At 67.4% G+C, this 26,076-nt stretch carries 26 protein-coding genes; 10 read left to right on the plus strand and 16 right to left on the minus strand.

What is annotated here, in order from left to right; all coding sequences use genetic code 11:
* The first annotated feature begins 36 nt into the window (after window positions 1-36).
* Both V5F77_RS00905 and V5F77_RS00910 read left to right on the plus strand, forming a co-directional pair.
* Entirely contained in the window at window positions 37-1,176 is a 1,140-nt protein-coding gene (locus tag V5F77_RS00905) for an acyl-CoA dehydrogenase (protein WP_429003425.1), read from the plus strand.
* On the plus strand, window positions 1,173-2,516 hold the full coding sequence (locus V5F77_RS00910; RefSeq protein ID WP_429003426.1) for an FAD-dependent oxidoreductase: 1,344 nt from the start codon (window positions 1,173-1,175) through the stop codon (window positions 2,514-2,516). Before V5F77_RS00905 ends, V5F77_RS00910 begins: the two co-directional genes overlap by 4 nt.
* 49 nt (window positions 2,517-2,565) lie before the next feature.
* Here the strand turns inward: V5F77_RS00910 and V5F77_RS00915 are convergent, their stop codons facing one another.
* Together V5F77_RS00915 and V5F77_RS00920 are read right to left on the minus strand one after the other, a co-directional pair.
* Window positions 2,566-3,174 (minus strand): hypothetical protein, encoded by a 609-nt coding sequence (locus V5F77_RS00915; protein ID WP_429003427.1) that lies wholly within the window; start codon window positions 3,172-3,174, stop codon window positions 2,566-2,568.
* A gap of 120 nt (window positions 3,175-3,294) precedes the next feature.
* Window positions 3,295-4,515: a penicillin-binding protein activator gene (locus V5F77_RS00920; protein ID WP_429003428.1), complete on the minus strand. Its 1,221-nt coding sequence runs from the start codon at window positions 4,513-4,515 to the stop codon at window positions 3,295-3,297.
* A gap of 199 nt (window positions 4,516-4,714) precedes the next feature.
* Between V5F77_RS00920 and V5F77_RS00925 the strand changes: the two genes are divergently transcribed.
* The 3 genes from V5F77_RS00925 to V5F77_RS00935 all read left to right on the plus strand — a co-directional run bounded on the left by V5F77_RS00925 (window position 4,715) and on the right by V5F77_RS00935 (window position 7,017).
* Window positions 4,715-5,602 carry an MBL fold metallo-hydrolase gene (locus V5F77_RS00925; RefSeq protein ID WP_429003429.1) on the plus strand — a complete coding sequence of 296 codons (888 nt, stop codon included), beginning with the start codon at window positions 4,715-4,717 and terminating at the stop codon, window positions 5,600-5,602.
* A gap of 72 nt (window positions 5,603-5,674) precedes the next feature.
* On the plus strand, window positions 5,675-6,601 hold the full coding sequence (gene rsmI / locus V5F77_RS00930) for a 16S rRNA (cytidine(1402)-2'-O)-methyltransferase (protein ID WP_429003430.1): 927 nt from the start codon (window positions 5,675-5,677) through the stop codon (window positions 6,599-6,601).
* Window positions 6,598-7,017, plus strand: coding sequence for a YraN family protein (locus V5F77_RS00935; RefSeq protein ID WP_429003431.1), 420 nt, complete (start codon window positions 6,598-6,600; stop codon window positions 7,015-7,017). Before rsmI ends, V5F77_RS00935 begins: the two co-directional genes overlap by 4 nt.
* A gap of 24 nt (window positions 7,018-7,041) precedes the next feature.
* Here V5F77_RS00935 and V5F77_RS00940 read toward each other — a convergent pair whose 3' ends face one another.
* Window positions 7,042-7,983, minus strand: coding sequence for an alpha/beta fold hydrolase (locus tag V5F77_RS00940; protein WP_429003432.1), 942 nt, complete (start codon window positions 7,981-7,983; stop codon window positions 7,042-7,044).
* Window positions 7,984-8,133: 150 nt separating this feature from the next.
* Between V5F77_RS00940 and gshB the strand changes: the two genes are divergently transcribed.
* Window positions 8,134-9,078 carry a glutathione synthase gene (gene gshB, locus V5F77_RS00945; protein WP_429003433.1) on the plus strand — a complete coding sequence of 315 codons (945 nt, stop codon included), beginning with the start codon at window positions 8,134-8,136 and terminating at the stop codon, window positions 9,076-9,078.
* A 31-nt stretch (window positions 9,079-9,109) separates the two neighbouring features.
* Window positions 9,110-9,424, plus strand: coding sequence for a polyhydroxyalkanoic acid system family protein (locus tag V5F77_RS00950; protein ID WP_429003434.1), 315 nt, complete (start codon window positions 9,110-9,112; stop codon window positions 9,422-9,424).
* A 12-nt stretch (window positions 9,425-9,436) separates the two neighbouring features.
* Here the strand turns inward: V5F77_RS00950 and V5F77_RS00955 are convergent, their stop codons facing one another.
* The 3 genes from V5F77_RS00955 to V5F77_RS00965 all read right to left on the minus strand — a co-directional run bounded on the left by V5F77_RS00955 (window position 9,437) and on the right by V5F77_RS00965 (window position 10,758).
* The gene (locus V5F77_RS00955; protein ID WP_429003435.1) at window positions 9,437-10,219 is read right to left on the minus strand and encodes a class I SAM-dependent methyltransferase; all 783 of its coding nucleotides are present in this window, start codon (window positions 10,217-10,219) and stop codon (window positions 9,437-9,439) included.
* A gap of 66 nt (window positions 10,220-10,285) precedes the next feature.
* Complete coding sequence (locus V5F77_RS00960) at window positions 10,286-10,516, minus strand: hypothetical protein (RefSeq protein ID WP_429003436.1); 231 nt, start codon at window positions 10,514-10,516, stop codon at window positions 10,286-10,288.
* A gap of 62 nt (window positions 10,517-10,578) precedes the next feature.
* The gene (locus V5F77_RS00965) at window positions 10,579-10,758 is read right to left on the minus strand and encodes a hypothetical protein (RefSeq protein WP_429003437.1); all 180 of its coding nucleotides are present in this window, start codon (window positions 10,756-10,758) and stop codon (window positions 10,579-10,581) included.
* Window positions 10,759-10,925: 167 nt separating this feature from the next.
* Between V5F77_RS00965 and V5F77_RS00970 the strand changes: the two genes are divergently transcribed.
* Window positions 10,926-12,458 carry a YifB family Mg chelatase-like AAA ATPase gene (locus V5F77_RS00970; protein WP_429003438.1) on the plus strand — a complete coding sequence of 511 codons (1,533 nt, stop codon included), beginning with the start codon at window positions 10,926-10,928 and terminating at the stop codon, window positions 12,456-12,458.
* Between the two features lie 37 nt (window positions 12,459-12,495).
* Here V5F77_RS00970 and V5F77_RS00975 read toward each other — a convergent pair whose 3' ends face one another.
* Complete coding sequence (locus tag V5F77_RS00975) at window positions 12,496-13,104, minus strand: hypothetical protein (protein ID WP_429003439.1); 609 nt, start codon at window positions 13,102-13,104, stop codon at window positions 12,496-12,498.
* A gap of 270 nt (window positions 13,105-13,374) precedes the next feature.
* Between V5F77_RS00975 and V5F77_RS00980 the strand changes: the two genes are divergently transcribed.
* Window positions 13,375-14,442, plus strand: a complete 1,068-nt coding sequence (locus tag V5F77_RS00980) for a GNAT family N-acetyltransferase (RefSeq protein ID WP_429003440.1) — start codon at window positions 13,375-13,377, stop codon at window positions 14,440-14,442.
* Window positions 14,443-14,561: 119 nt separating this feature from the next.
* Complete coding sequence (gene arfB / locus V5F77_RS00985) at window positions 14,562-14,984, plus strand: alternative ribosome rescue aminoacyl-tRNA hydrolase ArfB (protein WP_429003441.1); 423 nt, start codon at window positions 14,562-14,564, stop codon at window positions 14,982-14,984.
* 6 nt (window positions 14,985-14,990) lie between these two features.
* Here the strand turns inward: arfB and recN are convergent, their stop codons facing one another.
* The 9 genes from recN to V5F77_RS01030 all read right to left on the minus strand — a co-directional run bounded on the left by recN (window position 14,991) and on the right by V5F77_RS01030 (window position 26,009).
* Window positions 14,991-16,673 carry a DNA repair protein RecN gene (gene recN / locus V5F77_RS00990; RefSeq protein WP_429003442.1) on the minus strand — a complete coding sequence of 561 codons (1,683 nt, stop codon included), beginning with the start codon at window positions 16,671-16,673 and terminating at the stop codon, window positions 14,991-14,993.
* Between the two features lie 6 nt (window positions 16,674-16,679).
* Window positions 16,680-17,528: an outer membrane protein assembly factor BamD gene (locus V5F77_RS00995; protein WP_429003443.1), complete on the minus strand. Its 849-nt coding sequence runs from the start codon at window positions 17,526-17,528 to the stop codon at window positions 16,680-16,682.
* A 312-nt stretch (window positions 17,529-17,840) separates the two neighbouring features.
* Window positions 17,841-18,782 carry a UDP-3-O-acyl-N-acetylglucosamine deacetylase gene (gene lpxC, locus V5F77_RS01000; protein WP_429003444.1) on the minus strand — a complete coding sequence of 314 codons (942 nt, stop codon included), beginning with the start codon at window positions 18,780-18,782 and terminating at the stop codon, window positions 17,841-17,843.
* A 310-nt stretch (window positions 18,783-19,092) separates the two neighbouring features.
* Window positions 19,093-20,769 (minus strand): cell division protein FtsZ, encoded by a 1,677-nt coding sequence (ftsZ, locus tag V5F77_RS01005; protein WP_429003445.1) that lies wholly within the window; start codon window positions 20,767-20,769, stop codon window positions 19,093-19,095.
* A gap of 87 nt (window positions 20,770-20,856) precedes the next feature.
* Complete coding sequence (ftsA, locus tag V5F77_RS01010) at window positions 20,857-22,146, minus strand: cell division protein FtsA (RefSeq protein WP_429003676.1); 1,290 nt, start codon at window positions 22,144-22,146, stop codon at window positions 20,857-20,859.
* Window positions 22,147-22,178: 32 nt separating this feature from the next.
* The gene (locus V5F77_RS01015; RefSeq protein WP_429003446.1) at window positions 22,179-23,171 is read right to left on the minus strand and encodes a cell division protein FtsQ/DivIB; all 993 of its coding nucleotides are present in this window, start codon (window positions 23,169-23,171) and stop codon (window positions 22,179-22,181) included.
* A complete protein-coding gene (locus tag V5F77_RS01020) occupies window positions 23,138-24,058 on the minus strand; it encodes a D-alanine--D-alanine ligase (protein WP_429003447.1) in 921 nt (306 codons plus the stop codon). Before V5F77_RS01020 ends, V5F77_RS01015 begins: the two co-directional genes overlap by 34 nt.
* A gap of 71 nt (window positions 24,059-24,129) precedes the next feature.
* Window positions 24,130-25,065, minus strand: coding sequence for a UDP-N-acetylmuramate dehydrogenase (murB, locus tag V5F77_RS01025; RefSeq protein WP_429003448.1), 936 nt, complete (start codon window positions 25,063-25,065; stop codon window positions 24,130-24,132).
* Window positions 25,066-25,121: 56 nt separating this feature from the next.
* Window positions 25,122-26,009 (minus strand): cation diffusion facilitator family transporter, encoded by an 888-nt coding sequence (locus V5F77_RS01030; protein WP_429003449.1) that lies wholly within the window; start codon window positions 26,007-26,009, stop codon window positions 25,122-25,124.
* Between the last annotated feature and the right edge of the window lie 67 nt (window positions 26,010-26,076).

Here is a 26,076-nt window from a genome sequence, read left to right on the forward strand (position 1 = left end):
ATTTTGATCTGTCCCGCCCCTGAGCCGGAGGCCACGATGACGCTTGCCCAGTTGCATCCTCCCACCGCGCCCCAGCCTGATCGCGCGGACACCATTCTCACCACCACCAAGGCGATCGCCGAAGGCCCCCTGCGGGCGTCGGTCAACGCCATCGACCATGGCCACTATCCGCTTGAAATCTTAGCCGGACTCGGCGAGGCCGGAGCCCTCGGCGCGCATCTTGAGCGCAACGGCGGGCGCTTCGATACAGCGCTCGGCGCCATGGGCTCCGCCGCCGCGATCTGCGGCGCCACCGGCTTCCTCATGTGGGCGCACGATGTCTGCGGCCTCTATATGGAACAGTCGGGCAACCCGGCGCTCATGGGGCCCATGCTGGAGGACCACGCCGCAGGGCGCACGTTCGGCGGCACCGCCCTCTCCAACCCCATGAAAGCGCTGGCCGAAATCGAACCCATGCTGCTGCGCGCCCGCGTCACGCCGGGCGGCTATCTCGTTACCGGCTCGCTGCCGTGGGTCAGCCATATCGCGCGCGGTCAATATTGCGGGGCCATTGCGCGGGTTTATCGCGAGGATGGGACCGCGTCCCACGAAATCATGTTCATCCTGCGCTGCGACCCGCCGGTGGAGCTACGCCCCTGCCCGCAATTCTCCGGCATGGAGGGGACCTCGACCTTCGGCATTCGGCTCGATGATTATTTCGTGCCCGAGGCGGATATGGTGGCAGATCCCGCCCGCCCGTTCATCAAGCGCATTCGCGGTGCCTTCATCCTGTTGCAGGCCGGCATGGCGGTGGGCGTCGTCCAGGGTGCCATCGATTCCATGCGCGAGGTGGAGCCGACCCTCGGCCATGTGAACCGCCACCTCAGTGACCGCCCGGACGAAATCCAAGGTGAGTTGGACGCGCTTGTCGGGCACGCTTTGATGCTGGCGCAAACACCGTTCGAGAATGACACGGATTATTTCCTCGACGTGCTCGACACCCGCGCCCAGGGCGCAGAGCTGGCTCTGCGGGCCACCCAATCTGCTTTGCTGCACCAGGGGGCACGGGGATATCTCATGTCATCGGCCCCACAGCGGCGGATCCGCGAGGCGCACTTCATCGCTATCGTTACGCCCGCCATCAAGCATCTGCGGTGGGAAATGGCCCGCCTCTCGCGCGAGGAGATGCCGGCATGACCCCGACCGAAACCTCCGAGATCGTCTGGCGGCAGTATATCTGCCGGGCCTGCGGCATGATCTATGACGAGAAGGAGGGCGACCCCGACAGCGGCATCGCCCCCGGCACGCGGTTCGAGGATATTCCCGAAGATTGGGAATGCCCGATCTGCGGGGTCCGAAAGACCGATTTTGAGCCTTATGTACATTCCGCGCCCATGGCTGCGATCGCGGCGTCGGTGGTTCATGCGTCGCGCCGGCCGGGCGTTGTGATCGTCGGCGGAGGGATCGCCGGACGCACGGCCGCAGAAGCTGTGCGGGCGTTGGACGGGGAAATCCCCATCACAATGGTCACGGCCTGCGCGGGCGATGTCTACCACAAGCCCGAACTCTCCATCGCATTGGCCCGTGGTCTCTCCGAGCAGCGGCTGAGGAAGGAGAGCGGCGCCCATATGGCTGCCCGGCTCGGCGTGCGGCTGCTGGACGGCGCATTTGCCATCTCGCTCGCGCCCGAGCGCCATCGCCTGCACACCACGCGCGGCCCCCTCGCCTATTCGCACCTCATTCTCGCCCAAGGCGCCCGGCCGGCGCTACCGCCGGCCTTACCAGCCGACCTGTGCTGGCGGGTCAACGACCTCGGTGCCTGGTGCGGGCTCGCCGCGCACCTTGATGGCGCAAGCCGGCAAATCATCATCGTCGGCGCCGGCATGGTCGGTTGCGAACTGGCGGAGGACTTCTCCCGCGCCGGCCATGGGGTCACCTTGCTGGACCAGCAGGACATGCCCCTGGCGGCCCTCTTGCCGCCGCTCGCCGCCGGCCGGCTGCGCGCCCGCCTGGAGGGATTGGGCGTGCGCTTCCTGGGTGGGATCACCGTCGAGCGGGCGGAACGCGGCAACCAGGGCAGTGCCATTCTCACGGTGCGAGACCGCACCGGCGGGCGCGGCGTGCTCGCGGCGGAGGTCCTGGTGGCGGCCACCGGCCTCGTGACACAGAGCCGGCTCGCCCGAACGGCGGGCCTCGCCTTCGATCGCGGCATCGTGGTGGACAAGCTGAACTTGCGCACAAGTGCGCCCGATATCTACGCGCTCGGCGACTGCATCAGCATCGAGGGCGCGCCCTGCCGCTTCATCGAGCCGATCGCCAAGCAGGCCGAGGCGATCGCCCATGACCTGCTGGGCCGGCCACATCAGGGCTATACTCATGCCCAGCCGGTGATCCGCCTGAAAACCCGGGTCCTGCCCCTGGTGATTCACGGCGCTCCCCACCCGCAGGGCGATTGGCGGGTGATCGCCGACGACGGCGCCCATCTCGAAATGGAGCAGTGGTACGCGGGGGAACTTCAGGCCCGCCTCGCCGCATGAACAAAAACGGCGCCCGAGGGCGCCGTTTCGCATCGATGGGTACGGCCACTCACCAAGCGGCGCGGCACACCCTCTGCACCCAATAGGGGCTCCACCAGCACTTGAGGAACGGGCCGGCGTGATCCAGCGGACGATAGACCGTCGGTGCCATCACCAGTGTCACGGGGCCGCCGGCGGCGGGCAGATCGCCGTCCAGCAGGCCGACGTCGAAGGTGAGCGTGGAGCCGGACTGAACCACGTGGGCCAGTTCGACGATCACCTGAGTGGGCGTTGCGCCGAGGATCGTCAGCGCGGCATTGGGGGGATCATTCTTGAAGATGTCGGCGGTGGCGTTCCAGAGCTTCGCGAATTGCTCGGCCGTCATGGTCCCGCCGATGCGCTCGGGACGGTCCACCGTGAAGGTGGTCAGGGGCGCGACGCCCGTGAGCACCAGCTTCTTGCCGTCATAAGCCACGTTCGCGGCCTGCAGCGTCAGCATCATTTCGATCGGACGGGCGATCTGGACTTCCGGCCGACGCGGCGTGCCGGCCTGAGTGGTACCGGGGCCTTTGTCAGTGGCGGCGGCGGGAGCCGAGGGTGCGGGCGCCGGCGTCTGGGCCAGGCTCGCGAAACCCGACACGGCGAGAAAAAGGCCCGCCAAAGGTGCAATCACTTTCATGGCCCGTTCGTCCTTCCTAGTGCCCGGTGGCCGCGCCCAGAGGACGCGGGCGCAGCTATAGCGCAAATTGGCGATGAGAAAACCGTGTCGTGGGGCGAAGCCGCCGGGGACATGCCTCGTTCAGCTGGAGAAGCTGCGCGGCGGCGGGCTCACCACCTGGGCGCTTCCGCCCCGAATCTCCATAACCGCAAGGCTGCGCTCGTTCGTGCCGTCGGCGCGGAAGCGGAACGGACCGTCCACACCGTTGAAGCCGGAGGGATTGGTGAGGGTGGCGTCGGTCAGCCCTTCCGGGCCCTGGGTCCGCATGATCGCCGAAACCAGCGAGACCGCATCATAGGACAAGGTGGCCGTGCGCACCGGGTCGCTGCCGAACCGCTGGCGGTAGCGTTGGGAGAAATTGCGCCAACCGGACGCGTCGGGCGCCGCGAACTGGCCGCCCTCCATGCGCGGATCGGCCAGCAACGTGGGATTGTCCCACAGGCCGGTGCCGAGCGGGCGAACCTTCTTGAGGTCGACACCTGCCGCCACGAGCTGCTGCACCACGCCGACCACCTGGTCCGGCGAGTCGGGAATGAATACCGCATCCGCCTGAGGGGCCAGCATGGCGATGCGTTTGGCAGCGTCCGCAAGGCGCGCGGGCGTATAGCGCTCGATGCCCATGACGCGCCCGCCGGCATCTGCCGCGACCTGCTGGAGCGCACCCTGTGCCACCGTGCCGTAGGCATTCTCCGGGATCATCGCGATGAAGGAACGCCGCCCCTGGGCGATGGAATAGCGCACGATGCGGTCGACATCGCTCTGCGGCAGGAAGCTCAGGAGATAGACCCCCTGGGTCGCCACATTGGTGTCGGTGGAGAAGGCGACGACCGGGATGTTGCGAGCCCGTGCTACCTGGGACACCGCACCCACCGAATGGGCGAACAGCGGGCCGAGAATGATCCGCGCGCCTTCATTGATCGCGGCTTCGGCCGCGGCGCGGGCGCCCTGGCTGTTACCGGCATCGTCCTTGACGATCAGTTGGAACGCCGGTGCGCCGCCCTCCGAGATGGCCAGCTCCGCGGCATTGCGCATGGATTGGCCGACCAGGCCGGCATTGCCCTGCGCGCCCAATGGCAGAATCAGCGCCACTGCGGGTCCGTTGGCAACCGGCGGCACATTGGATGGCCCAGCCTGCGGGCCGAGATCGACGGCACGGCCGCCCACATCGCCAGCGCAAGCGGCGAGCGCCGCTGCAGACGCCAACCCGCCGCCAAGGCGCAAGCCACGGATCAGAACCTGACGCCGCGTGGTCGCGAGGGAAGCGGAGAGCCCGGGGGGCGGGGAAGGCACGCGATGCGTCACACGTTTCTCCTGCGGGCGCCGAGCCTTGGCGCAGGTTTCAGGATTACCCTTATGCCGGCAATTTGGCGAGGGCGCGACCCCGGCAAACACTACGACCGCAAAGTTGGCCGGCATATCGGCCGCGAAGACCGGTCTGTCGCCACTGTAATTTCACAATCATAACCGTTAATTAAGAGCCGCCAGACTCGCCAAAGGACGCATGCCCATGCCCGCCACCATCCAAGCCTTCTTTGACGAGCCCACGCACACGGTAACCTATCTGGTGGCCGACCCCGCCTCGAAGGATGCGGCGATCATCGACCCGGTCCTGGACTATGATCACAAATCCGGCACGGTTGATACGCGCTCGGTCGAAGCGGTACTCGCGGCCGCAGCGGATCGGGGATACCGCGTCGTCTGGACCCTTGAGACCCATGTCCACGCCGACCACCTCTCCGGGTCGCCCTTGATCAAGGCGCGAACCGGCGCCCGTATCGGCATCGGGGCCGAGATCGTACGGGTTCAGCAGATCTTCCGCCCGGTGTTCAACGCCACCGATCTCAAGGCCGACGGGAGCGATTTCGACCATCTGTTCCGCGACGGCGAGCATTTTTCCATCGGCGCCCTGGATGTGGAGGTGCTCCACACGCCGGGCCATACGCCTGCCGACATCTCCTACAAGATTGATGATGCGGTGTTCGTGGGAGATACCTTGTTCATGCCCGACTATGGCACGGCGCGCGCGGACTTCCCCGGCGGCGATGCCCACCAGCTCTATCGCTCCATCCATCGGCTGCTGGCTCTACCGCCGCAAACGCGCCTGTTCATGTGCCACGACTACAAGGCGCCGGGCCGCGACATCTATGCCTGGGAATCGACCGTTGCGGCTCAACGCAGCCAGAATGTGCATGTGGGCGCAGGCGTGAGCGAGGATGCGTTCGTCGCGATGCGCACCGCGCGCGACGCGACCCTTTCGGCGCCGGCGCTCCTGCTCCCGTCCATCCAGGTGAACATGCGCGCCGGACGGTTTCCGCCCGCCTCGGCCAATGGCGTGCATTATCTGACAATTCCCGTTCGCGTGAAGGAAAATGCCGCGATGCCAGCCTGAGGGGCTGCGAATTCGAATCTGGCCTCACACGAGCAATTCATTGCGCCGCGCCACTGGGGTAAGGTGGAGGCTATGACGCTACCTGCCGAACGCCCACGCTCCTTCACCCTTGCCGGTACCACCTTGCCCGCGGCGCGCCTCGCGCCGGGATTGCATGTGGTGGCAACGCCCATCGGCAATCTCGGCGACATCACGGTTCGGGCGCTCGAAACCTTGGCGGGGGCAGATATCATTGCCTGCGAGGATACGCGCATGACGCGCCGCCTCACCGAGCGTTACGGCATCGAGGCACCGCTGATCTCCTATCACGACCACAACGGCGCCTCCATGCGCCCGAAACTGCTGGCGCGGCTTGCTGGCGGGCAGGCGCTGGCGCTGGTGTCGGACGCCGGGACGCCGCTCATCTCCGACCCCGGCTACAAGCTGGTGGTGGAGGTCGCCGAGGCGGGCCATCGCATTTTCCCCCTGCCCGGTGCCTCCGCCCTACTCGCCGCATTGGTGGCGGCGGGCCTGCCCACCGACCGCTTCCTGTTCGACGGATTTTTGCCGCCCAAGCCCGGCCAGCGGCGCAACCGCATCACCGAGCTCTCGCGCATTCCCTCGACCCTGGTGCTGTATGAGACCGGCCCGCGCCTCGCCGAAAGCCTCGCCGACCTCGCCGAGATTCTGGGTCCGCGCCGCGCCGCCGTGTGCCGCGAGCTGACTAAGACATTCGAGGAAGTGCGGCGCGGGCCGCTGCCGGAGCTTGCCGCCCAATATGCCGGCGAACGCAACCCCAAGGGCGAGATCGTCCTCGTGGTGGGTCCGCCGGTGGAACAGGCGGCGCAGGATAACGACGTGGATGCCGCGCTCGCCCGCGCCCTGGCGGAGCATTCGCTGAAGGATGCGGTGGCCGCGGTCGCCGCCCTCACCGGCCGGCACAAGCGCGAGGTCTATGCCCGTGCGCTCGCGCTCTCCCAGGCGGGCGAGAACGGTGAAGAGGCGCCGCACGAGGCATGACCGGACCGGTCAAGATCAAGCGCGCGAAGGCGCCGCCGGCGGACACCCCGGCCCGCCGAAAGAAGCAGGCGGCCCATGCGCGCGGCCTTGCCGCCGAAGACCGCGCCGCCGCGCTGCTGCAAGCCCAGGGCTTTGCGATCCTCGCCCGCCGCGTGCGCACGGGCGCCGGCGAACTCGACATCGTGGCGCGCAGCGAAACGCTTGTGGTGTTCTGCGAAGTGAAGCTGCGGGCCGATCTGGTCCAGGCTGCGCACGCGGTCCTGCCGCGCCAAAGGCGCCGCATCGCCGCCGCCGCCGAGGCTTATCTGGCCGTCAATCCCGCGCTCGGCGGGCTCGACATGCGGTTCGACGCGATCCTGCTGGGCCTCGATGGCGCGGCCGAACATCTGCCGGGGGCGTTCGACGCTGACGCGTGATGGCAGCGCGTAAGGGCGCCACGCCTATTGCAGGAAGGCCCGCAAGGTCGCGATCACCTGGGCGCGGCTCTGGGCCCAGAACAGATGGCCGCCCTCGAAATAAGCGCTCCAGGCAAAGGGGATACGACCGGCCACCGTCCGCGCATTGGCGGGCGGCAAGACTTTGTCCGCACGCCCGCCCATCACCAGGGTCGGTGTGGTGAGCGCGGGCAGCGCGTCATAACTGGCATCGGAGGCGGAAAACTGCCGCAGCGCCTCCACTTGCCGGGTGCCGGTCTCATCCGAACAGGCCGGCGCGGCGGGAATTGTGCCCGCCTTGCGGCCGGCGACCGCGCGCAGAACCAAGGCGCGGCCGGCTTCCTGGCCGGCAGCATCCTCCGGGAAGAACAGCGCCAGCACCTGTGGCAGCGCGAGCGTGTGGTGGGCGATCGCCTCCAGCACGCCCGGCGCCGGCGGCACCTCGTGGCTGCCGCCGGGGCTCGGCGCCAGCAGCATGAGCGAACGCAGCATCTCCGGATGGCGGACCGCCACCTGGCTCGCGATCATGGCGCCCATGGAATAGCCGAGCAGGTCCACATTCCCATAGCCGAGCGCCCGCACCAGGCCGGCGGCATCGTCCGCCATCTGCGCGATGCTGGTGTGGTTCTGCGCCGTATCCGAGGAGAAGCCGCAGCCGCGATTGTCGATCACGATCAGCTTACGGTCATGGGCGAGCGCTTCGAGCAAAGCGAGATCCCAATCGGCCATGGTGGCGCCGAGCCCCATGATCATCACCAAAGGCGCGCCGTCGCCACGGGCATAATAACCCATCTCGATCTCGCCCACCTTCACCCGCTCGATGCGCGGCTGGAAGGCGGGCTCGGCCTGGAACGGAGCGGCGGGTGCCGGCGCGCCTTGCGCGAGCGCCGATCCGGAGAAAAGCAGCATGCAGATCGCGGCCAGCGCCGCGCCATATCGCCGGATCATCTCGTCCCCTCGCCCCCGCCGCACGGGCGCAGGGGTGCGGAAAAACGGGGTCCGCGTCAAGCGCGGCGCCGCGCCGGTCTGGCGGCAAGGCGGATGCGCCTATAGATAAGGCTCGACACGCCTTTGCCGGGCGCCCCGCCGGAGATTTCCATGGCCCTTCAGGTCGCGGTCCAGATGGACCATATCGCCCGCATCAATATTGCCGGCGATTCCACGTTCGCGCTTCTGCTCGAAGCCCAGAAGCGCGGCCACGCGCTGGTGCACTACACCCCCGACCAGCTCGCCATGCGCGACGGCAAGGTGTTCGCCACCGTCGAGCCGCTCACCGTCGCCGACGAGGCGGGCAAGCATTTCACCCTGGGCGAGAAACGGCGCGTGGCGCTTTCAGATTATGACGTGGTGCTGCTGCGCCAGGACCCGCCGTTCGACATGGCCTATGTGACCTCAACCCATTTCCTGGAGCGCATCCATCCCAAGACCCTGGTGGTGAATGACCCGGCCCAGGTGCGCAACGCGCCAGAGAAGATTTTCGTCACCGACTTCCCGGACCTGATGCCGCCCACTCTGATCACCCGCGACCTCGCCGAGATCAAGGCCTTCCGCGCCGAGTTCGGCGACGTGGTGATGAAGCCGCTCTACGGCCATGGCGGCGGCGCCGTGTTCCGCCTGACCGCCGACGACCTGAATTTCGGCTCGCTCTATGATTTCTTCGCCGTCACCTTCCGCGAGCCCTGGGTGATCCAGCGCTTCCTGCCGGCCGTGAAGCACGGCGACAAGCGCATCATCCTGGTGGACGGGGAAGCCGCCGGCGCGGTCAACCGCGTGCCCAGCGAAGGCGATCTGCGTTCCAACATGGTGCGCGGCGGCGCGGCAAAGCCCACGGACCTCACCCACCGCGAGCAGGAAATCTGCAGGCGCATCGGCCCGGAGCTGCGCGCGCGCGGCCTGCTGTTCGTCGGCATCGACGTGATCGACGGCAATCTGACCGAGATCAACGTCACCTCGCCCACCGGGCTGCGCGCCATCAAGCGGCTCGGCGGCCCCGATATCGCCGCGCAGATCTGGGATAAGATCGAGGAAAAGCGCGCCGCCTGAACGCGTCCTTATCCCGTGTCGAGGTGACGCCATGCCCCAACCCCTGACCGTTTCCATTCCCCACAAGCTCGGCAAGGCGGAGGCGACGCGTCGCCTGCAGGGCGGCCTCACCAGCGTGCGCGCCAAGTTCGGCGACAAGCTGCAGGTGATGGAGGAGACCTGGACCGATTCCCACCTGCAGTTCCGCGTCGGCGTGCTCGGCCACACCGCCCACGGCACGCTCGATGTGGCCGATACGGCGGTTCATCTCGCCGTGGAATTGCCCTGGCTGCTGCACCTGATGGCGGAGAAGGCGAAGGCGCTGATCCAGAAGCAGGGCAACCTCATGCTGGAGCAGAAAAAGTAAGGTCCGCGACGCTCAGGCGGGCGCAAACACGAGGGTCGCGGTATCCAGCGTGAAGCTGCCGTCGGCCTCGATCGCGAAATGGTCACGCACGTCGCTGACGGCCATCTCCTGCAGCGCGCGGATGGCCGCCGCATGAAGCTCCGATGTATTGATGCGGGCGATCCAGGACCCGAACTCCAGCCGCAGCCGGCCATCGGTGACCGATTGACATGCGAGCCGCGCCTCACGTGCGCGCTCCACCCATTCGCGCACCGCAAAGTCCCGGGCATGGGACGGATCACGCAGCAGTTCGACGGCCTGAAGAAAAGTGTCGAGCACAGCGGATGGCGGGGCGACCACATCCATGAAAATAGCGCGGCCACTTTGTTTCAGCACCCGTCTGGTCTCGGCGAGCCCGGCGGAGAGATCGCGCCAATGGTGCGCGCTGTAGCGCGAGATCACGAAATCGAACGTCGCGTCCGGAAACGGCAGCTTCTCTGCCACGCCCTGTGCGGTTTCGATATTGGCGAGGCCGCGCCGACCCGCCTCGGCCGCTACGGCTTCCAGCATGCGATCGGAGAGATCATAGGCCACCACGTGTGCCACATGGGGCGCCACGGTGAAGCTGACATGGCCGCCGCCGCACCCAAGATCGAGCACGCGGGCCGCACCGCGCCCTGACATCATCTGCGCCAAGGCGTCAAGATCCGCGCCCTTCGCGTGCACCGCGCTTGTCACATAAGCGGCGGCCTGCGGGCCGAACTGCGCGGAGATGAGGCGCTCATGCTCGCCCTCCAGAAGGTCTGTCATCGTCATGATCAGGGCTTTTGGTTCAGGCGCGACCACCGCGCGCGGGGAACAGTTGCGGGCCAATGTCCCAACTCATCGCACCATAGCAATGATGCAGGCGAGGGCAAACGCGACCAGCAGAAAGCGGGCGCATACCGGCATTGCGTTACGCACCGGGCCGAACGCGAGCGGCAGGAGGCGCGCATTGCCGCCAAGGCTGCCCCATTCGGCGGAACCGAAGGGCTCCGGCGCGTCGCGATCGGCCAGCGGGCGGGTCGAGCCTTTGAAGCTGGACGCGTGGGAAGAGGATTGGACATGGGTCATGGATCGACCTTCCGCAGCTGGCACACCGTGCCGGGACATCAAGGGGACGCGCGGCCTCGGCTTCAGCCGAAAGCCGCATTCAAGGCGAAGGCCAGCAACACGACCGGCCCGAAGATCAACACCTTCAGCGCCATGCGGGTCAGCGGCCCGGGAGGGACATGCCCGCCGGAACGACGCCCGAAGAGAGGGAGCGCCTGCCGGCGGGCGTAGGGCGCAAGGTGGAACGGATGCAACTCGGTCATGGGCATATCCTCACGGCAGCCCTTATCCGCCCGCATGTCGTAAGGCCGCCATCGGAAATCCGGTGTTGCGGCGTAAGGGCCACATAAGGGCCAACGTTCCCAATATGTTCTTGTCAGCAGGCGCGCCCTCCACTACCGTAAGATACGGGGCGAGCCGGGGGGCGGGCGTGATCCAGCGTGTAGCGACAGTGGCATTCGAGGGCGTCGATGCCCGGCCCGTGGACGTGCAGGTGCATGTTGCGCCCGGCCTGCCAGCCTTCACCATCGTGGGCCTGCCGGATAAGGCCGTGACGGAAGCCAAGGAGCGCGTGCGCGCCGCCCTCATCGCCTCGGGCCTCGCGCTGCCGGCCCGCCGCATCACCATAAACCTCGCACCGGCCGACCTGCCGAAGGAGGGGTCCCATTACGACCTTCCCATCGCGCTCGGCCTGATGGCCGCCATCGGTGCCATACCGAGCGATGCGCTCGCCGGCTTCACTGTGGTCGGGGAACTCGGGCTCGACGGGTCCATCGCCGCCGTGGCCGGCGTGCTTCCCGCCGCAATCGGCGCCAATGCGCGCGGGCACGGCCTGATCTGCCCCGCCGCCTGCGGCGCCGAAGCCGCCTGGGCCAGCCCCGATATGGAAATCCTCGCACCGCTCTCGCTGATCCAGCTTGCGAACCATGTCACCGGCCGACAAGTTCTGGCCCGCCCTGATCCGCGCCTGCGCCCGCCCGGCGGATCGGACCTGGATCTGAAAGACGTGAAGGGCCAGGAAACCGCCAAGCGCGCACTGGAAGTGGCGGCAGCCGGCGGCCATAATCTGCTCTACGTGGGGCCGCCCGGCGCCGGAAAATCCATGCTGGCGCAACGCCTGCCCTCCATCCTGCCGCCGCTCTCCCCGGTCGAGATGCTCGATGTCTCCATGGTCGCCTCGGTGGCCGGCGCGATCCTCGACGGCGCGCTGGTGGATCGCCGCCCGTTCCGCGCCCCGCACCATTCGGCCAGCATGGCGGCCATGGTGGGCGGCGGGGCGAAGGCCAAGCCCGGTGAGGTTTCGCTCGCCCATCATGGGGTCCTGTTCCTGGACGAACTACCCGAATTCTCGCCCCAGGTGCTGGATTCCCTGCGCCAGCCGCTGGAAACCGGCGATGTGCTGATCGCGCGCGCCAACCACCGCGTCACCTATCCCGCTCGGTTCCAATTGATCGCCGCCATGAACCCGTGCCGCTGTGGCCATGCCGGAGATCCCGGCTTTACCTGCAAGCGGGGACCACGCTGCCAGGAGGACTACCTGGCGCGCCTCTCCGGCCCGTTCCTCGATCGCATCGACATGCATCTTGACGTGCCGGCCGTCACCGCAGCCGATCTGGTTCTTCCCGCGCCGACCGAGGGCTCAAAGGAAATCGCCGCGCGGGTTGCGGCCGCGCGCGCGCTCCAGGCCGAGCGCTATGCCGCCCTCGACCGGCCGGACGTGCGTATCAACGCCCACGCCTCGGGGGCCTTGCTCGAGGTGGTGGCGCGCCCGGATGCAGCCGGACTCGCCTTGCTCCGCGACGCGGCGAGCGCCATGAACCTGTCGGCCCGGGGCTATCACCGCGTGCTCAAGGTGGCGCGCACGCTGGCAGACCTTGCAGGCGCGGAGAGCCTGGGCCGCAAGCATCTGGCCGAGGCGCTGGCCTATCGCGCCATGGCGGAACGGCCACGCGCCGCCGCTTGACCCCCCGCCGCGCCAGCGAGCCCCAGATAGGCGAACGCTACATGGCGTTGATGGCGAGGCCTTCGTAATAGGTGATCTGGCACAGATCGCCCAGCTCCACCTTCTGCAGATCGGCGAGCACCTGCGGATTGGCCGCCTTGACCGTCCGCACCAGCCCGTCCAGGCCCTCGAAGCTGATGGTGCCGTTGGCCTTGTCGATATTCACCAGCATCGAAGTGATGGTGATTTCCCGGAAGCCGTAATCCTCGGGCCAGCCCGGCAGACCGTCCTTGAGCACCAGTTCCGAGATCGCCACGCCCGGCGTACCCTGGTGCGCCTTGCCGAGGGCGGTGACGAGGCCGGGCAGCACCCGGATCAGCAACTGCCGGCTATTGGCGAGCTGCATCACATCTCCTAGCAGCGGCGGCGCGATCACCGCCCAGCGCTTGCCGTTCGGGGTTTCCAGCACCACCCGGCGGGTGGCGGGATCAGCCGAGACGAACCGCGCCTTGTAGCTGAGCACATTCATGGTGCCCACGCCCGGAACGACGATGGTGGAGACCGAGGCGGCAGCCGGCACGGACTGGGCCTGCACCACAGCGGAGCCCGCCACGGCGAGGATGAGGGCGCAACCGGCAATGCGCGACAAAAACCGAATCTTGGACATGACACCCCCGAATCCCTGCAACCTTACGGTATGTCATCGCGCTAGCATGGGTCGCAAGGTCCCGCAATGCGCGGGCGTATGTCATATGACGAAGGCGGGTGTCACATTCCGTCATTGTCACATAGCCGTAGGAAAACTATGGTGAATGTTGTGGTCACGCGGGACAGACGCGCACAATGCGCGGGCCCCGCTTTCGCGCTCGTCAGGGCGGCGTGCGGCGTCCCATGGAACCGCCGCCGGCCAGCGGCGGCCCGAGGAGGGGGTCGTTGCATGAAACGCCAAGAACAGTCCGGTCCCGGATTTGACCCGCAGCCCTTCAGCTGGCCCGCTTTGGTCGGCCGCGGCATTGATGTGGCCAAGGAAGGCTTCGCCAAGTTGCCCGGCAGCAAGTTCGGCGCGCCCTTGTTCGCGCCCCCCGTTGCGCGCGATGCCGGAAAGCTGCCGCTGAATGGCCCGCAGAAGCTGGTCTCGGATTTCCGCGCCTATTCCGGCATCCGCCACCGCGAGGCGGTCCCCTTCGGCGAACCCGTGGTGCTCGGCCGGCTCGGGCCGCTGGAAGTGCGCCTCGCCCGCACCGCGCGCGACGTGCGCCGCGCCCAGCGCCTGCGCTACAAGGTCTTCTACGAGGAGATGTCCGCCGTCCCGGACGCTGCGGCTCGCATCGCCCGGCGCGACGTGGATGCGTTCGACTCCATCTGCGACCACATGCTGGTGCTCGATTATGAGGCCGGCAAGATGGTGCTCGGCCGGCGCAAGCCCAAGGTGGTCGGCACCTATCGCCTGCTGAAGCAGGAGGTCGCGGATCGCCACGGCGGCTTCTATACCCAGAGCGAGTTTGACGTAAACCGCATCGTCGACGCGCATCCGGGCCTGAAATTCCTGGAGCTTGGACGCTCCTGCGTGCTCAAGCCGTACCGCAACAAACGCACCGTCGAGCTGCTCTGGCACGGCGTGTGGGCTTATATCCTGCGCAACAATATCGACGTGATGATCGGCTGCGCGAGCCTGGAGGGAACTGACCCCGAGGCGCTCGCCCTGCAGCTGTCGTTCCTCCACCATCATGCGCTGGCGCCAGTGGAATGGCGCGCCCGCGCCCTCGACAAGCGTTATGTGTCCATGGACCGCATCCCCAAGGGCGAGATCAACATGAAGGCGGCGCTGCACGCTCTGCCTCCCCTGGTGAAGGGCTATCTGCGCCTCGGCGGTTTCGTTGGCGAGGGCGCAGTGGTGGACCACCAGTTCGGCACCACCGACGTTCTGGTGGTGCTGCCGCGCTCCATCATCAGCGCGCGTTATGTCGAGCATTTCGGCCCGACGGCGAACCGTCACGCCATCTGAGGCGGCCGATCCAGCCGCGGGGGCGCAACGGGGGCCCTCGCCCGCCCCTGTCGCGGCGCACGGCTTTCTGCCATAGCTTTGACCCGCGCGAGCTTGGACCCGCGCGCCCGAGCCTGCCCATGATCGAGATCACCCCCCGCATCGCCATTTCCGAGGACGAGATCGAACTCGCCTTCGTGCGTGCGTCGGGACCGGGCGGGCAGAATGTGAACAAGGTTTCGAGCGCCGTTCAATTGCGCTTCAACGCCTTTGGGTCCCCCAACCTTCCCGATGGGGTCAAGCACCGGCTCATCCGCATCGCCGGCAAGCGGATGACGCAGGACGGCGTCGTCATCATCCAAGCCCAGCGCCACCGCACCCAGGAGCGCAATCGCGCCGATGCGCTGGAACGGCTGGTGGAGATGATTCGCGAAGCCACCTATGTGGCACCGATCCGCCGGCCAACCCGCCCCACCCTCGGTTCCAAGGAGCGGCGCCTGGAATCGAAGGAGCGGCGCGGCGTGGTCAAGAGCCTGCGACAGAACAAGCCGGAGGCGGACTGACCCCCGTTACGCGGATTCGGCCGCCTGCAGCAGCTTCTGCGCCGCCGCGCGGGCTTCCGGCGTGATGCTTGCGCCGGCCAACATGCGGGCGATCTCTTCCTTGCGATTCGCGGCGTCGAGCGGGGCCACCCGCGTGGTCACCGGCGCATCCTTGCCTGCCCCCGCAGAAGCCTTCGAGATCAGCAGATGCTGTCCGGCCCGTGCAGCCACCTGCGGCGCGTGGGTGACGCAGATCACCTGCACCTGACCGGCCAGGCGCGAGAGGCGATGGCCAATCGCATCGGCAACCGCGCCGCCGACGCCGGTATCGATCTCGTCGAAGATCAGCGTCGGCGCCGAGCCGCGATCCGCCAGCACCACCTTCAAGGCCAGCAGGAAACGCGCCAGCTCACCCCCCGACGCCACCTTCATCATCGGGCCGGGGCGGGTGCCGGGATTGGTGCGAACCCAGAATTCCACCCGGTCATAGCCTTCCGGCCCTGGTGCCTGCGGATCGCTGACGATGCGGGCGGTAAAATGCGCCCGTTCAAGTTTCAGCGGCGGCAGTTCGGCATCCACCGCCGCATCGAGCTTCTTTCCCGCCGAGTTGCGATCGCCGGAGAGCCGGGCGGCGGCCGTGCGATAGGCCTCCTCCGCCAGCGCAACCTTGCCTTCCAACTCCGCCAGAGTGGTTGCGCTTCGGTTCAAGGCGTCCATCTGGGCGACGAACTGCGCAGCCACCTTGGGCAGATCGTCGATGGCGCCACCATATTTGCGGGCGGCCGCGCGCAGGGCGAACAGCCGCTCCTCGACCCGCTCGAGATCGTGCGGATCAAAGGCCGCGTCGCGCAGTGCGGTCTCCAGATGCGAGCGGGCCGTCTCCAACGCATCGAGGGCGAGGTCGATGGCTTCCACGGCCGGGCGCACGAGGTTTTGCGATTCGCCCGCGCGCCGCTCCAGCCGCCGCACCGCCGCCGCCAGCGAGGGCACGGGCGAGCCGCTGCCGCCGACCGCCTCCAGAGCCTCCGAGAGATCGCCGGCGATCTTCTCCGACCGCATCATGGTGGTGCGGCGTTCGGAGAGCATGGTTTCCTCCCCCGCCTCGGGAGAAAGGGCGGTGAGTTCGTCCACCGCATGGCGAATGAAGTCGGCCTCCTTCCGGGCCTCTTCCAACCGCGCCCGCTCGGCGCCGGCATCGGCCAAGGCGGCACGCCACGTCCGCCACAGGCGGCCGACCGATTCGGTCTTCGCGCCGAGGCCCGCGAACGCATCCAGCAGCGTGCGGTGGGTGGTGGGATCGACCAGCGCGCGGTCGTCATGCTGGCCGTGCAGTTCCACGAGCCGTGCGCCGAGCGCCCGCAGCGTCTGTACGCTCACCGGCTGCTCGTTGATGGTGGCGCGGGTGCGCCCATCTGCCATCTGGATTCGGCGGACGATCAATTCGCCTTCGTCGGCGATGTCGGCGGCGGAGAGGATTTCGCGGGCCGGGTGGGCGATCGGCAGGTCGAAGACCGCCGTCACCTGCCCCTTGGCCACGCCATGGCGCACGAGCCCACCGTCGCCGCGCCCGCCCAGCGCTAAAGAGAGAGCGTCCAGCAGGATCGACTTGCCTGCGCCCGTCTCGCCGGTCAGGACGGTCAAGCCGTCCGCCAGCGCAAGATCGAGCTTCTCGATCAGAACGATGTCCCGGATCGAGAGAGAGGAGAGCATGGTTTCCTAGCCGAGACCTAGCTTTTTGAAGGCCTGGCTGATCCAGGACCCCTTGTTCTCGACCGGAAGATTGCCGCTCGATTGAACTAGCTTATAGGCGTCCTTGTACCACTGGCTATCGGGAAAATTATAGCCGAGCACGGCAGCGGCGGTCTGGGCCTCCGAGATGATGCCGAGGGCCATGTAAGCCTCGGTCAGGCGGAACAGCGCTTCTTCCACCTGCCGGGTGGTCTGATATTGGGTCACCACGACCTTGAAGCGGTTGATGGCGCCGGTGTAGTTGCGGTTCTCCAGATAATAGCGGCCGATCATCATTTCCTTGCCGGCCAGCTGGTCTCGCGCCACTTCCACCTTCTTCTTGGCGGAGGCGGCATATTCGGTGTTGGGATATTTGCGAATCACCTCATCCAGTGCGTCCAGCGCCTGTCGCGTCGCCCTCTGATCGCGCGTGATGTCGGGGATATTGTCGAAATAGGCAGAGGCGACGAGATAGCTCGCGTAGGGCGCATCAGCGGAGCCGGGATGCAAGGCCATGTAGCGCTTGCCGGCGGCGATAGCCTCGTCGTACTTGCCCGCCTCGTAATAGACGTAGGTGTCCATCAGCAGCGCCTTGCGCGCCCATTCCGAATAGGGATGGGTGCGGTCGAGATCCTCGAACCGCTTGGCAGCCGCGAGGAGATCGCCCTTGCGCATGAGGGTAAGGCCCTCATTGTAGATCTTCTCTGCGGGCTCGTCGGGCGGAATAACGTCGTCCTTGTTGCTGGCGCAGCCTGCAAGGCTGGTCGCAAGAAAGAGCATCCCAAGCAGTCCAGCCGCCCGGGTACGCAGGAATGCGGCGTCAGTGAAAAGGCGCATCACGTGAAGGTTCCATCCCAAGCCGTCGGCTTTCGTGCAGAACGCCGCAGACTACGCGGCTAACGGCGCTTTCAGTCGGCAATGTGGCGGGCACGGGCGCAGAGGGCGCAATTGCGTTTCCATCGCCCGGTTCGGAGAGGTTTTTAAGGGCGGTGACGCGGACGTCAAGCCGGCGCGGGAGCCGCTGTGCGCAGCAAGGCCCGCCCCTGGCATAAGGCGTGCGGGCCGGATCCGAGAAAATCCCGGCCGACCCGTGCACCAAATCGAAAATCAACACGCAGGACGCGTCGCGCCTCAAGGTGCCGATGGACCTCAGCGCTCCGGCGCGTAGGCGAGGACGGGGGCGCCGACAGCGAGCTCTGCGCCTTCGCGGCGGCCGCGCACGGGGGCATCCACGACGGTGAAGGCCGTGCGGTCTGCGAGCAAGGCGTCCACCACGTTGAAGTTCAGCTTGTGGCCGCCGCGGAACGAGCGATAGCGGGCCATCAGCGGCAGGCCGGCGAGGGCAAGGTCGCCCACGGCGTCCATGGCTTTGTGGCGCACGAACTCGTCTTCGAAGCGCAGCCCTTCGGGATTGAGGATACCGGTATCGCCGAGACACACGGTATTTTCCAGCGAGGCGCCGCGGGCATAGCCGGCAGAGCGCAGACGCTCCACATCCTTCAGGAAGCCGAAGGTGCGGGCGTTCGCCAGTTCACGGCGGAACACGCTCGGGGTCAGGTTGCCGGCGAAACGCTGGCGGCCGATGCCGGCATGATCGAACTCGATCTCTACTTCCAGGCGGAAGCCCGCGTCATAGGGCAGAAGCTCGCCGAAGGAGGCGCCGTTCTCGATTCGGATGGGCTTCAGCACCTTGAGATATTTGCGGCGGGCGGGCAGCACCGCGACGCCGACCGCATCAATGGCGGCAACCACCGGGCCAGCGCTGCCGTCGAGGATCGGAACCTCCGGGCCGGTGACTTCCACGTACGCATTGTCGATCCCAAGGCCGGACAAGGCAGAGAGCACATGCTCGACCGTGGAAACGAGGGCGCCGCTTTTGTCGCCGAGCACTGTGGCAAGATCGGTCGCCTGCACCGACTGGCGAGAGACCGCCATCTTGCGCGGGGCCTGGTCGGCGAAGGTGCGGATGAAAACGATACCAGTGTCTGCGGGTGCGGGCTTCAACGTGAGAGAGGCTTCGATGCCGCCGTGAACGCCAACGCCTGAAAGAGCGATTTCGCCGGCAAGGGTCGTCTGCATCTCGGAAGCCATATGGACCCCGGAAACCGTCACGACCCAAAGGTCGCCGCATTCCCGCCTCTAATGTTTCACCGCACCTGCCCAATTTTGCCGCTCGGCTGAGATTTCTTTGGACCCGGTGTGGATCCCATCCCGCGCCAGCAGCGTTAGGCAAAGTTCGAGGGTCAACCTAGCGGGCTCGTTGCGCTGCGCCAAATCACGCTTGCTTACCGCCTGTTACCAAACAGGACACAAAAAACTTCATGGTTATCAAATGCTTACGCCCGGAGGGGTGCTCCGGGCGTAAATTCGTGTGACCAGACGCCGGCTCTTGGCCGGCGAATCAGTTCGCCTGGCGGCGCAGGAAGGCGGGAATCTCCAGCTGATCTTCCTCGTGCCCATGCTGCGGTGCAGGACGGCTGGGAACCTCGGCCACCGGGCGGGCCGGCGGACGCTTGGCGAATTCCGAGACCGGCTCACCGGGGCGTCCGGCGGGCTTCTGCGGGGCGCGCGGATCGGGCGCCCGCATGCTCGCCTGTTCGCGGCGGGCAGGAGCGGCTTCGGGTTCCTCGTCGCGACGACCCATGCCCACATTGGCGAGGCGTTGCAGCAAGGTCATGCGCTTCTGCTCGGCCACCGGCTCGCCGCGCTGGGCACGGATCTGGTTCTGCGCGGGCATCGGCAGTTCATCCACGCGGGGCATGCGCGGCGCGCGCGGGCGCTGGGCCTGCGGGGGAATGTAAGGCGCGAACTCTTCTTCCTCCACCGGGGCCGGCGCGGGCGCGGGCTCGGGCTCGGAATAGAAGGAGGGCTTCGGCGTGGCGGCGCGGATGGTCACGTCGTCAATGGCCACCGAGCGCTGGGGCGCGGGCTTCGGCGCGGACGCCGCCGCCGTGTCGAGTTCCATCAGGTCCTCGGCCGAGATGGCGGCGACAGCACTGCGGATCTGGGCTTCGCGAGCCTGTTCCACGGCGACCCGGCCGGCATTGGACATCTTGCGGCCCTGCAGGTCGGGCAAGCCGTTGCCGCTGGTGGCGATCTGCTCGGGGATCACGGCGGGATCGATGCCGGTGGCCACCACAGACACGCGGATGATGCCGTCCAGCGACTGGTCGAACGTGGCGCCGAGGATGATGTTGGCGTCGGGATCCACTTCCTCGCGGATGCGGGTCGCCGCCTCGTCCACCTCGAACAGCGTCATGTCGTTGCCGCCGGTGATGGAGATCAGCAGCCCGCCGGCGCCGCGCATGGAAGTCTCGTCCAGCAGCGGGTTGGCGATGGCGGCTTCGGCGGCCTGGATGGCGCGCTTGTCGCCGGAAGCTTCGCCGGTGCCCATCATCGCCTTGCCCATGTCGCGCATTACGGCGCGCACGTCGGCGAAGTCGAGGTTGATGAGGCCTTCCTTCACCATCAGGTCGGTGATGCAGGCCACGCCGGAATAGAGCACCTGGTCGGCCATCGCGAAGGCGTCGGCGAAGGTGGTCTTCTCGTTGGCGACCCGGAACAGATTCTGATTCGGGATGACGATCAGGGTATCGACCGTCTTCTGCAATTCGTTGATGCCGTGCTCGGCGACGCGCATGCGGCGCTGGCCCTCGAAGTGGAAGGGCTTGGTCACCACGCCCACCGTGAGGATGCCGAGTTCGCGGGCAGCGCGGGCCACCACCGGAGCAGCGCCGGTGCCGGTACCGCCACCCATGCCGGCGGTAATGAACACCATGTGCGAACCGGAGAGGTGGTCGCGGATTTCGTCCAAGACCTCTTCTGCCGCGGCGCGGCCGACTTCCGGCTGCGAACCGGCCCCGAGGCCTTCGGTCACCGCAACGCCCATCTGCACCAAGCGCTCGGCCTTCGAAAGCGACAGAGCCTGCGCATCGGTGTTGGCGACCACGAACTCCACGCCGGTCAGTCCGGCCGTGATCATGTTGTTGACGGCGTTGCCGCCGGCGCCGCCGCAGCCGAACACGGTGATTCGCGGCCGCAACTCGCGAATGTCAGGCATCTGAAGGTTGATCGTCATGTTCCCACTCCATCGCGCCCTGGGCGCCGGCACGCCGTCCGAATCCGTGGCTCCCCCCTTTGTTAAGGGGAATACCGTTAACCATCTCTAAAAGCCGTCCCTCAACCAGCGCCCCACGCGGCCAAAATATGTGCCGCCCTCCGCGCCGACCGCCTGACGGCGGCGAGGCTCGAAATGTTCGAGACCCGCAACCTGGGGGTAGACCAACAGTCCCGCAGCCACCGCGAAGGCGGCGCCGCGCGCGGCCTCCGGCAGGCGTGAAACACCAAGCGGGCGGCCGATTCGCACCTGCGGGCCGATCACCCGCGCCATGAGATCCGGCAGCCCCTGCAATTGCGCCGCGCCGCCGGTCAGCACCAGGCGGCGGCCCGCATCCCCCCCATGGCCGGAGGCCTTGAGGCGGTCGCGCAACAGTTCAACAATTTCTTCCGCACGCGGCTTGACGATGGTCACCAGCCGCGATTTCGGCACCGAATGGGGATGGTCGCGCTCGTCACCCGACAAGGCGGGGATCGTCAGCATGTCGTGGTCGTCGGAGGAAACCGCCACCACCGCCCCATGCAGCGCCTTCAGGCGCTCCGCGTCCGTGAGTCGTGCGGGCAGCCCCCGGGCCACGTCGTTGGTGATGTGCTGGCCGCCAACCGCAATGCCGTCTACGTAGACGCAGTGCCCGCCGGAGACGATGGAGAAGGTCGTGGTGCCCGCCCCCATGTCGATCAGCGTGACGCCGAGTTCCATCTCGTCATCGGTGAGCGATGAGAGCGCGGCGGCATAGGGCGCCGCCACCATGGCCTCGATGCCGAGATGGCATCGCTCCACGCACAGGACCAGATTCTTCAGCGAGGTGAGATCGCCGGTCACCACATGCATGTCGACGCCGAGTTCGCGCCCCAGCATGCCGCAGGGCTCGCCGATGCCGCGCCGCCCGTCCAGGGAATAGCCCACTGGCAGCGCATGCATCACCGCGCGCCCATCGCCGACCGCATAGGTGGAAGCGGCTTCCAGCACCCGGCGGATATCGAACTCCTCGACCGCCGGGGCAGTCAGCCGCACCGCAGCCTCGTAATGCTGCGAGGACAGGCGAGCACCGGAGACGCCGAGAATCACCGAGGCGATCTGCACGCCCGAAGCGCGCTCCGCCATGTCCACCGCCTGGCGGATCGCCAGTTCGGCGCGGGCCATGTCGATCACCGCCCCGCCCTTCACTCCATGGGCCCGCGTATGGCCGATGCCGAGCACGTCGATGGAATGGGTGCGCCGCCGCAGCACGTCGGAGCTGCCGCGCGGCTTCAGGCGGGCGATGACGCACACGATCTTGCTGGTACCGATGTCGAGCACCGCGATGATGCCGCTCTTCTTGGACGGCAACGGACGCATCTTCGGAGCGAAACCCTGTGCGAGCCGATGTCTCACGCCGCGCCTCCTTTCTTGGCCTTCGCACGGGCCTTCAGCATCTGGGCGCGGGCATCGGCCGCAGCGTCGGACAGGCGCACGACCACCCGGTCGGGCAAGCGCAGATCGACGATGGTGATGTCGCGGGTGAGCAGTTTCTTGTCGCGGTCGAGATCGGCGAGCTGGAGCAGTGCGCCGTCAACCCCATCCTCGGGCAGGCGAACGTCGATGCCGTTGCGCAGCTTCAGCGTCCAGCGGCGCTCGGCCACCAGGATCGCGGCGCGCACCTGGTCGCGCACCGCCGGCACGCGGGCGAGCGCATCGACGATCTCGCCGACACGTTCCTGCGCACCCTCGCCCACCACGATGGGCAGATTCACATAGCGCGGATCGTCCGAATAAGGCGCGATCGACGTGCCGTCCTTGGCGATGACGTTGATCTGGCCGTTCATCTGCCACAGCGCGTAGGCCTCGCGCTCCACCACATGGATATCCACCCGGTCGGGATAGACCTTGCGCACGCTGGCATTGGCGATCCAGGGCATGGATTCCAGCCGCGCCCGGGTCTCGTCGGCATTGACGAACAGGATCGAGGTGGTCGGCTTGATGCCCGCCGCCGCCAGGATTTCCGCGGGCGTGACGTGATTCTGGCCGGAGAGATTGACCTGGGCGATCTTAAAGCCGGCCACATTGGCGGCGGCGTCGCCGAGATCCACCACGAATTCGCGGGCTTCCTCCACATGGCCGCCCAGCACCACGCCATAGGCGGTGAAGCTGCCGATCACGACGAGGCTGAGGATCGCCGCGCCGCGGCGGCCGAATCGGGAGGCGCCGAGGCGCACCGTCATACGGCGCAGGAACAGGGCGATGCGGCTCGGCGGCGGCGGCTCGCGCATCGGCTGCGGGCGGACCGGCTTGCGGCCGACGATTTGTCCAGGCGGGTTCGCAGCCGGGCGCGGCCCTTGCGGGCGGTCCCTTACCGATCCAGCGACGCGTCCTCCACCATCCATGTCACAAGCTCGCCGAACGATACGCCCGAGTGGGCTGCCAGTTCGGGCACCAGGGAGGTCTCGGTCATGCCGGGTTGCGTGTTGACTTCCAGACAGATCAGGCCGGCGTCGTCGCCCGCATTTTCGTCATATCGGAAGTCCGCACGCGAGACGCCCCGGCACCCGAGTGCCTTGTGTGCCGCGAGCGTAAATATCCGCGCCTGTTGGTAAATTTCGGGTAAAATACGGGCAGGAAGAATGTGCCTGGAGCCGCCCGGCGCATATTTGGACTCGTAATCGTAAAACGGCTGGGTGGCCTCGATCTCGATCACGCCCGTGGCCTCCTCGCGGATCACCGCGCAGGTCAGCTCCAGCCCGGGGATGAAGCGTTCCGCCAGCAGGGTTTCGCCGTGCGGCCAATCGGCCCGGTTCAGTTCCTGGGGCGGATGGGCCTGGTCCTCGCGCACGATGAAGACGCCGACGCTCGACCCCTCCGCCACCGGCTTCAACACATAAGGCGGGGCTATGACATGGCCCCGCGCCGCTTCGGCCCGCGTGACCACCTTGCCGAACGCGACCGGGACGCCCGCCGCCGCCATCACGATCTTGGCTTGCGCCTTATCCATGGCAAGCGCGGAGGAGAGCACGCCGGAATGGGAATAGGGAATGCGCAGGATTTCCAGGATGCCCTGGATCGTCCCGTCCTCGCCGGGATGGCCGTGGAGCACGTTGAGCGCGGCATCGGGCCGGAGGCGAGCCAGCACTTCGGCGATGTCGCGCTTCACATCGACGCGGGTGACGCGATAGCCGCTCTGCTCCAGTGCGCCCGCACAGGCTTCGCCGGATCGCAGGGAGACCTCCCGCTCGGCGGACCAGCCCCCCATCAGCACCGCGACATGTTTGCTCATCTTCGCCCGTCCTTCGGCCGCGCCCGGCGGCGCGCGCGCGCCATCTAAAGCCGTCCAGCGTTTGCAATTCCCTAAAGCGGTGCGGGAATGCCGATCCGCTTGATCTCCCACTCCAGCGTCACGCCGGAGGTCTCCAGCACCCGGCGCCGCACCTCGTCCCCAAGCGCCTCGATCTCGGCCGCCGTGGCCCCGCCGAGATTGATGAGGAAATTGGTGTGCATCTGCGACACCTGCGCCCGTCCCAGCACCAGCCCGCGGCAACCGGCCGCGTCTACCAATTGCCAGGCCTTGGCGCCGGGCGGGTTCTTGAAGGTGGAGCCGCCGGTGCGGCTCTTGATGGGCTGCGTCGCCTCGCGCGAGGAGGTGATGCGCTCCATCTCGGCGGCGATCTCGGCCGCATCCCCCGGCGTGCCGGCGAACACCGCCTGGGTGAAGATGAAATCGTCCGCCACCGCGCAGTGGCGATAGGTGAAGCCCATGTCGGCATTGGACAGCTCATGGACCGCGCCGGTCCGGTCCACCGCCCGGCAGGAAACCAGCGCATCCTTGGTCTCGCCGCCATAGGCACCCCCGTTCATGCGCAGCACGCCCCCCACCGCGCCGGGAATGCCGCGCAGGAAGGCGAGGCCCTTGAGGCCCGCATCGGCCGCCGCCCGCGCCACCTTCACATCCGGCACGCCGGCGCCGGCCAGAACCCGCGTTCCCTCCACGCGGAGGTCACCGAACCCCTTGCCGAGGCGGATCACCACGCCCGGCACGCCGCCGTCGCGCACGATCAGGTTGGAGCCGAGACCGATCACCGTTACCGGAACGTCCATCGGCAGGCGTGCCAGCGCATAGGCGAGGTCGGCCTCGTCGGCCGGCACGAACAGGACTTGAGCCGGCCCCCCGACTCGGAACCAGGTGAGATCCGCCAGGGCCTGGTTCGCGGCAAGGCGGCCGCGCAGATCGGGCAGCAGCGCCGTGAGTTCCGGCACGAGATCGGCAAGGAGCGGGGTCGCGGACATGGGAAGCGTTTAGAACGGCACGGCGCGAAAGCCAACCTGCGTCGGCCGCGACACGCCTAGACCACCACCACGCCCCGGTGCTTCGCCTCGTCCTCCGGCTCCACATGGATGGTGACGATGGCGTGGTCCATCTCCTTGGCGAAAGCGCGCTCGATGCGGTCGCAAATCTCATGCGCGGCCGCCACCGTCATGCCGCCCGGCACCACGAGGTGGAATTCGACGAAGGTGATGCGTCCCGCATGTCGGGTGCGCAGGTCGTGCGCCTCCAGGGCGCCGTCGGCATGGGTGGAGACCAGTTCGCGAATGGCGGCCACCACGTCCGGCGGCGGGGCCGCGTCCATCAGCCCGCCGACCGATTCCTTCATCAGGCCCCAGCCGGTCCATAGGATGTTCAGCGCCACGATGCCTGCCAACAGCGGATCCAGCGTCGGCCAGCCGGTGATCGGCACCAGGATGAAGCCGGCGAGGACGCCCACCGAGGTGACCACGTCGCTCATCAGGTGCTTGCCGTCGGCCACCAGCGCAGGCGAGCGCAGCTTGCGCCCAACCCGCAGCAGCACCACGCACCAGAAGGCGTTGAGAATGGTGGCGCTGCCGTTCAGCAGCATGCCGTTCAGCGGCTGCTCCGGAAAGCGCGGATCGAGAAAGCCGAAATAGGCTTCCCGCAGGATCGAGCCGGCGGCCACCACGATCAGCACGCCTTCCAGCACGGCGGAGAGATATTCCGCCTTGTGATGGCCGAAGGGATGGTTGTCGTCGGCGGGACGGGCGCTGATCTTGAGCGCCACCAGGGCCGCGAGCGCCGCCGCCACGTTGATGATGCTTTCCAGCGCATCGGACAAAAGGGCGATGGAGCCCGTGACCCACCAGGCCGCGCCTTTCAGCCCCAGCACGATGATGCCGAGAAATACGCTGCCGACCGCGATCCAGAGCGTGCGGTTCATCTTCGTCTCCGGACGGGCGGGGGATCGTGAACGCCGCTTGCCTATCCGGTCCTACCCCTCAGTGCAA

The organism is Roseixanthobacter psychrophilus (assembly GCF_043195195.1).
Lineage (GTDB): Bacteria > Pseudomonadota > Alphaproteobacteria > Rhizobiales > Xanthobacteraceae > NCEH01.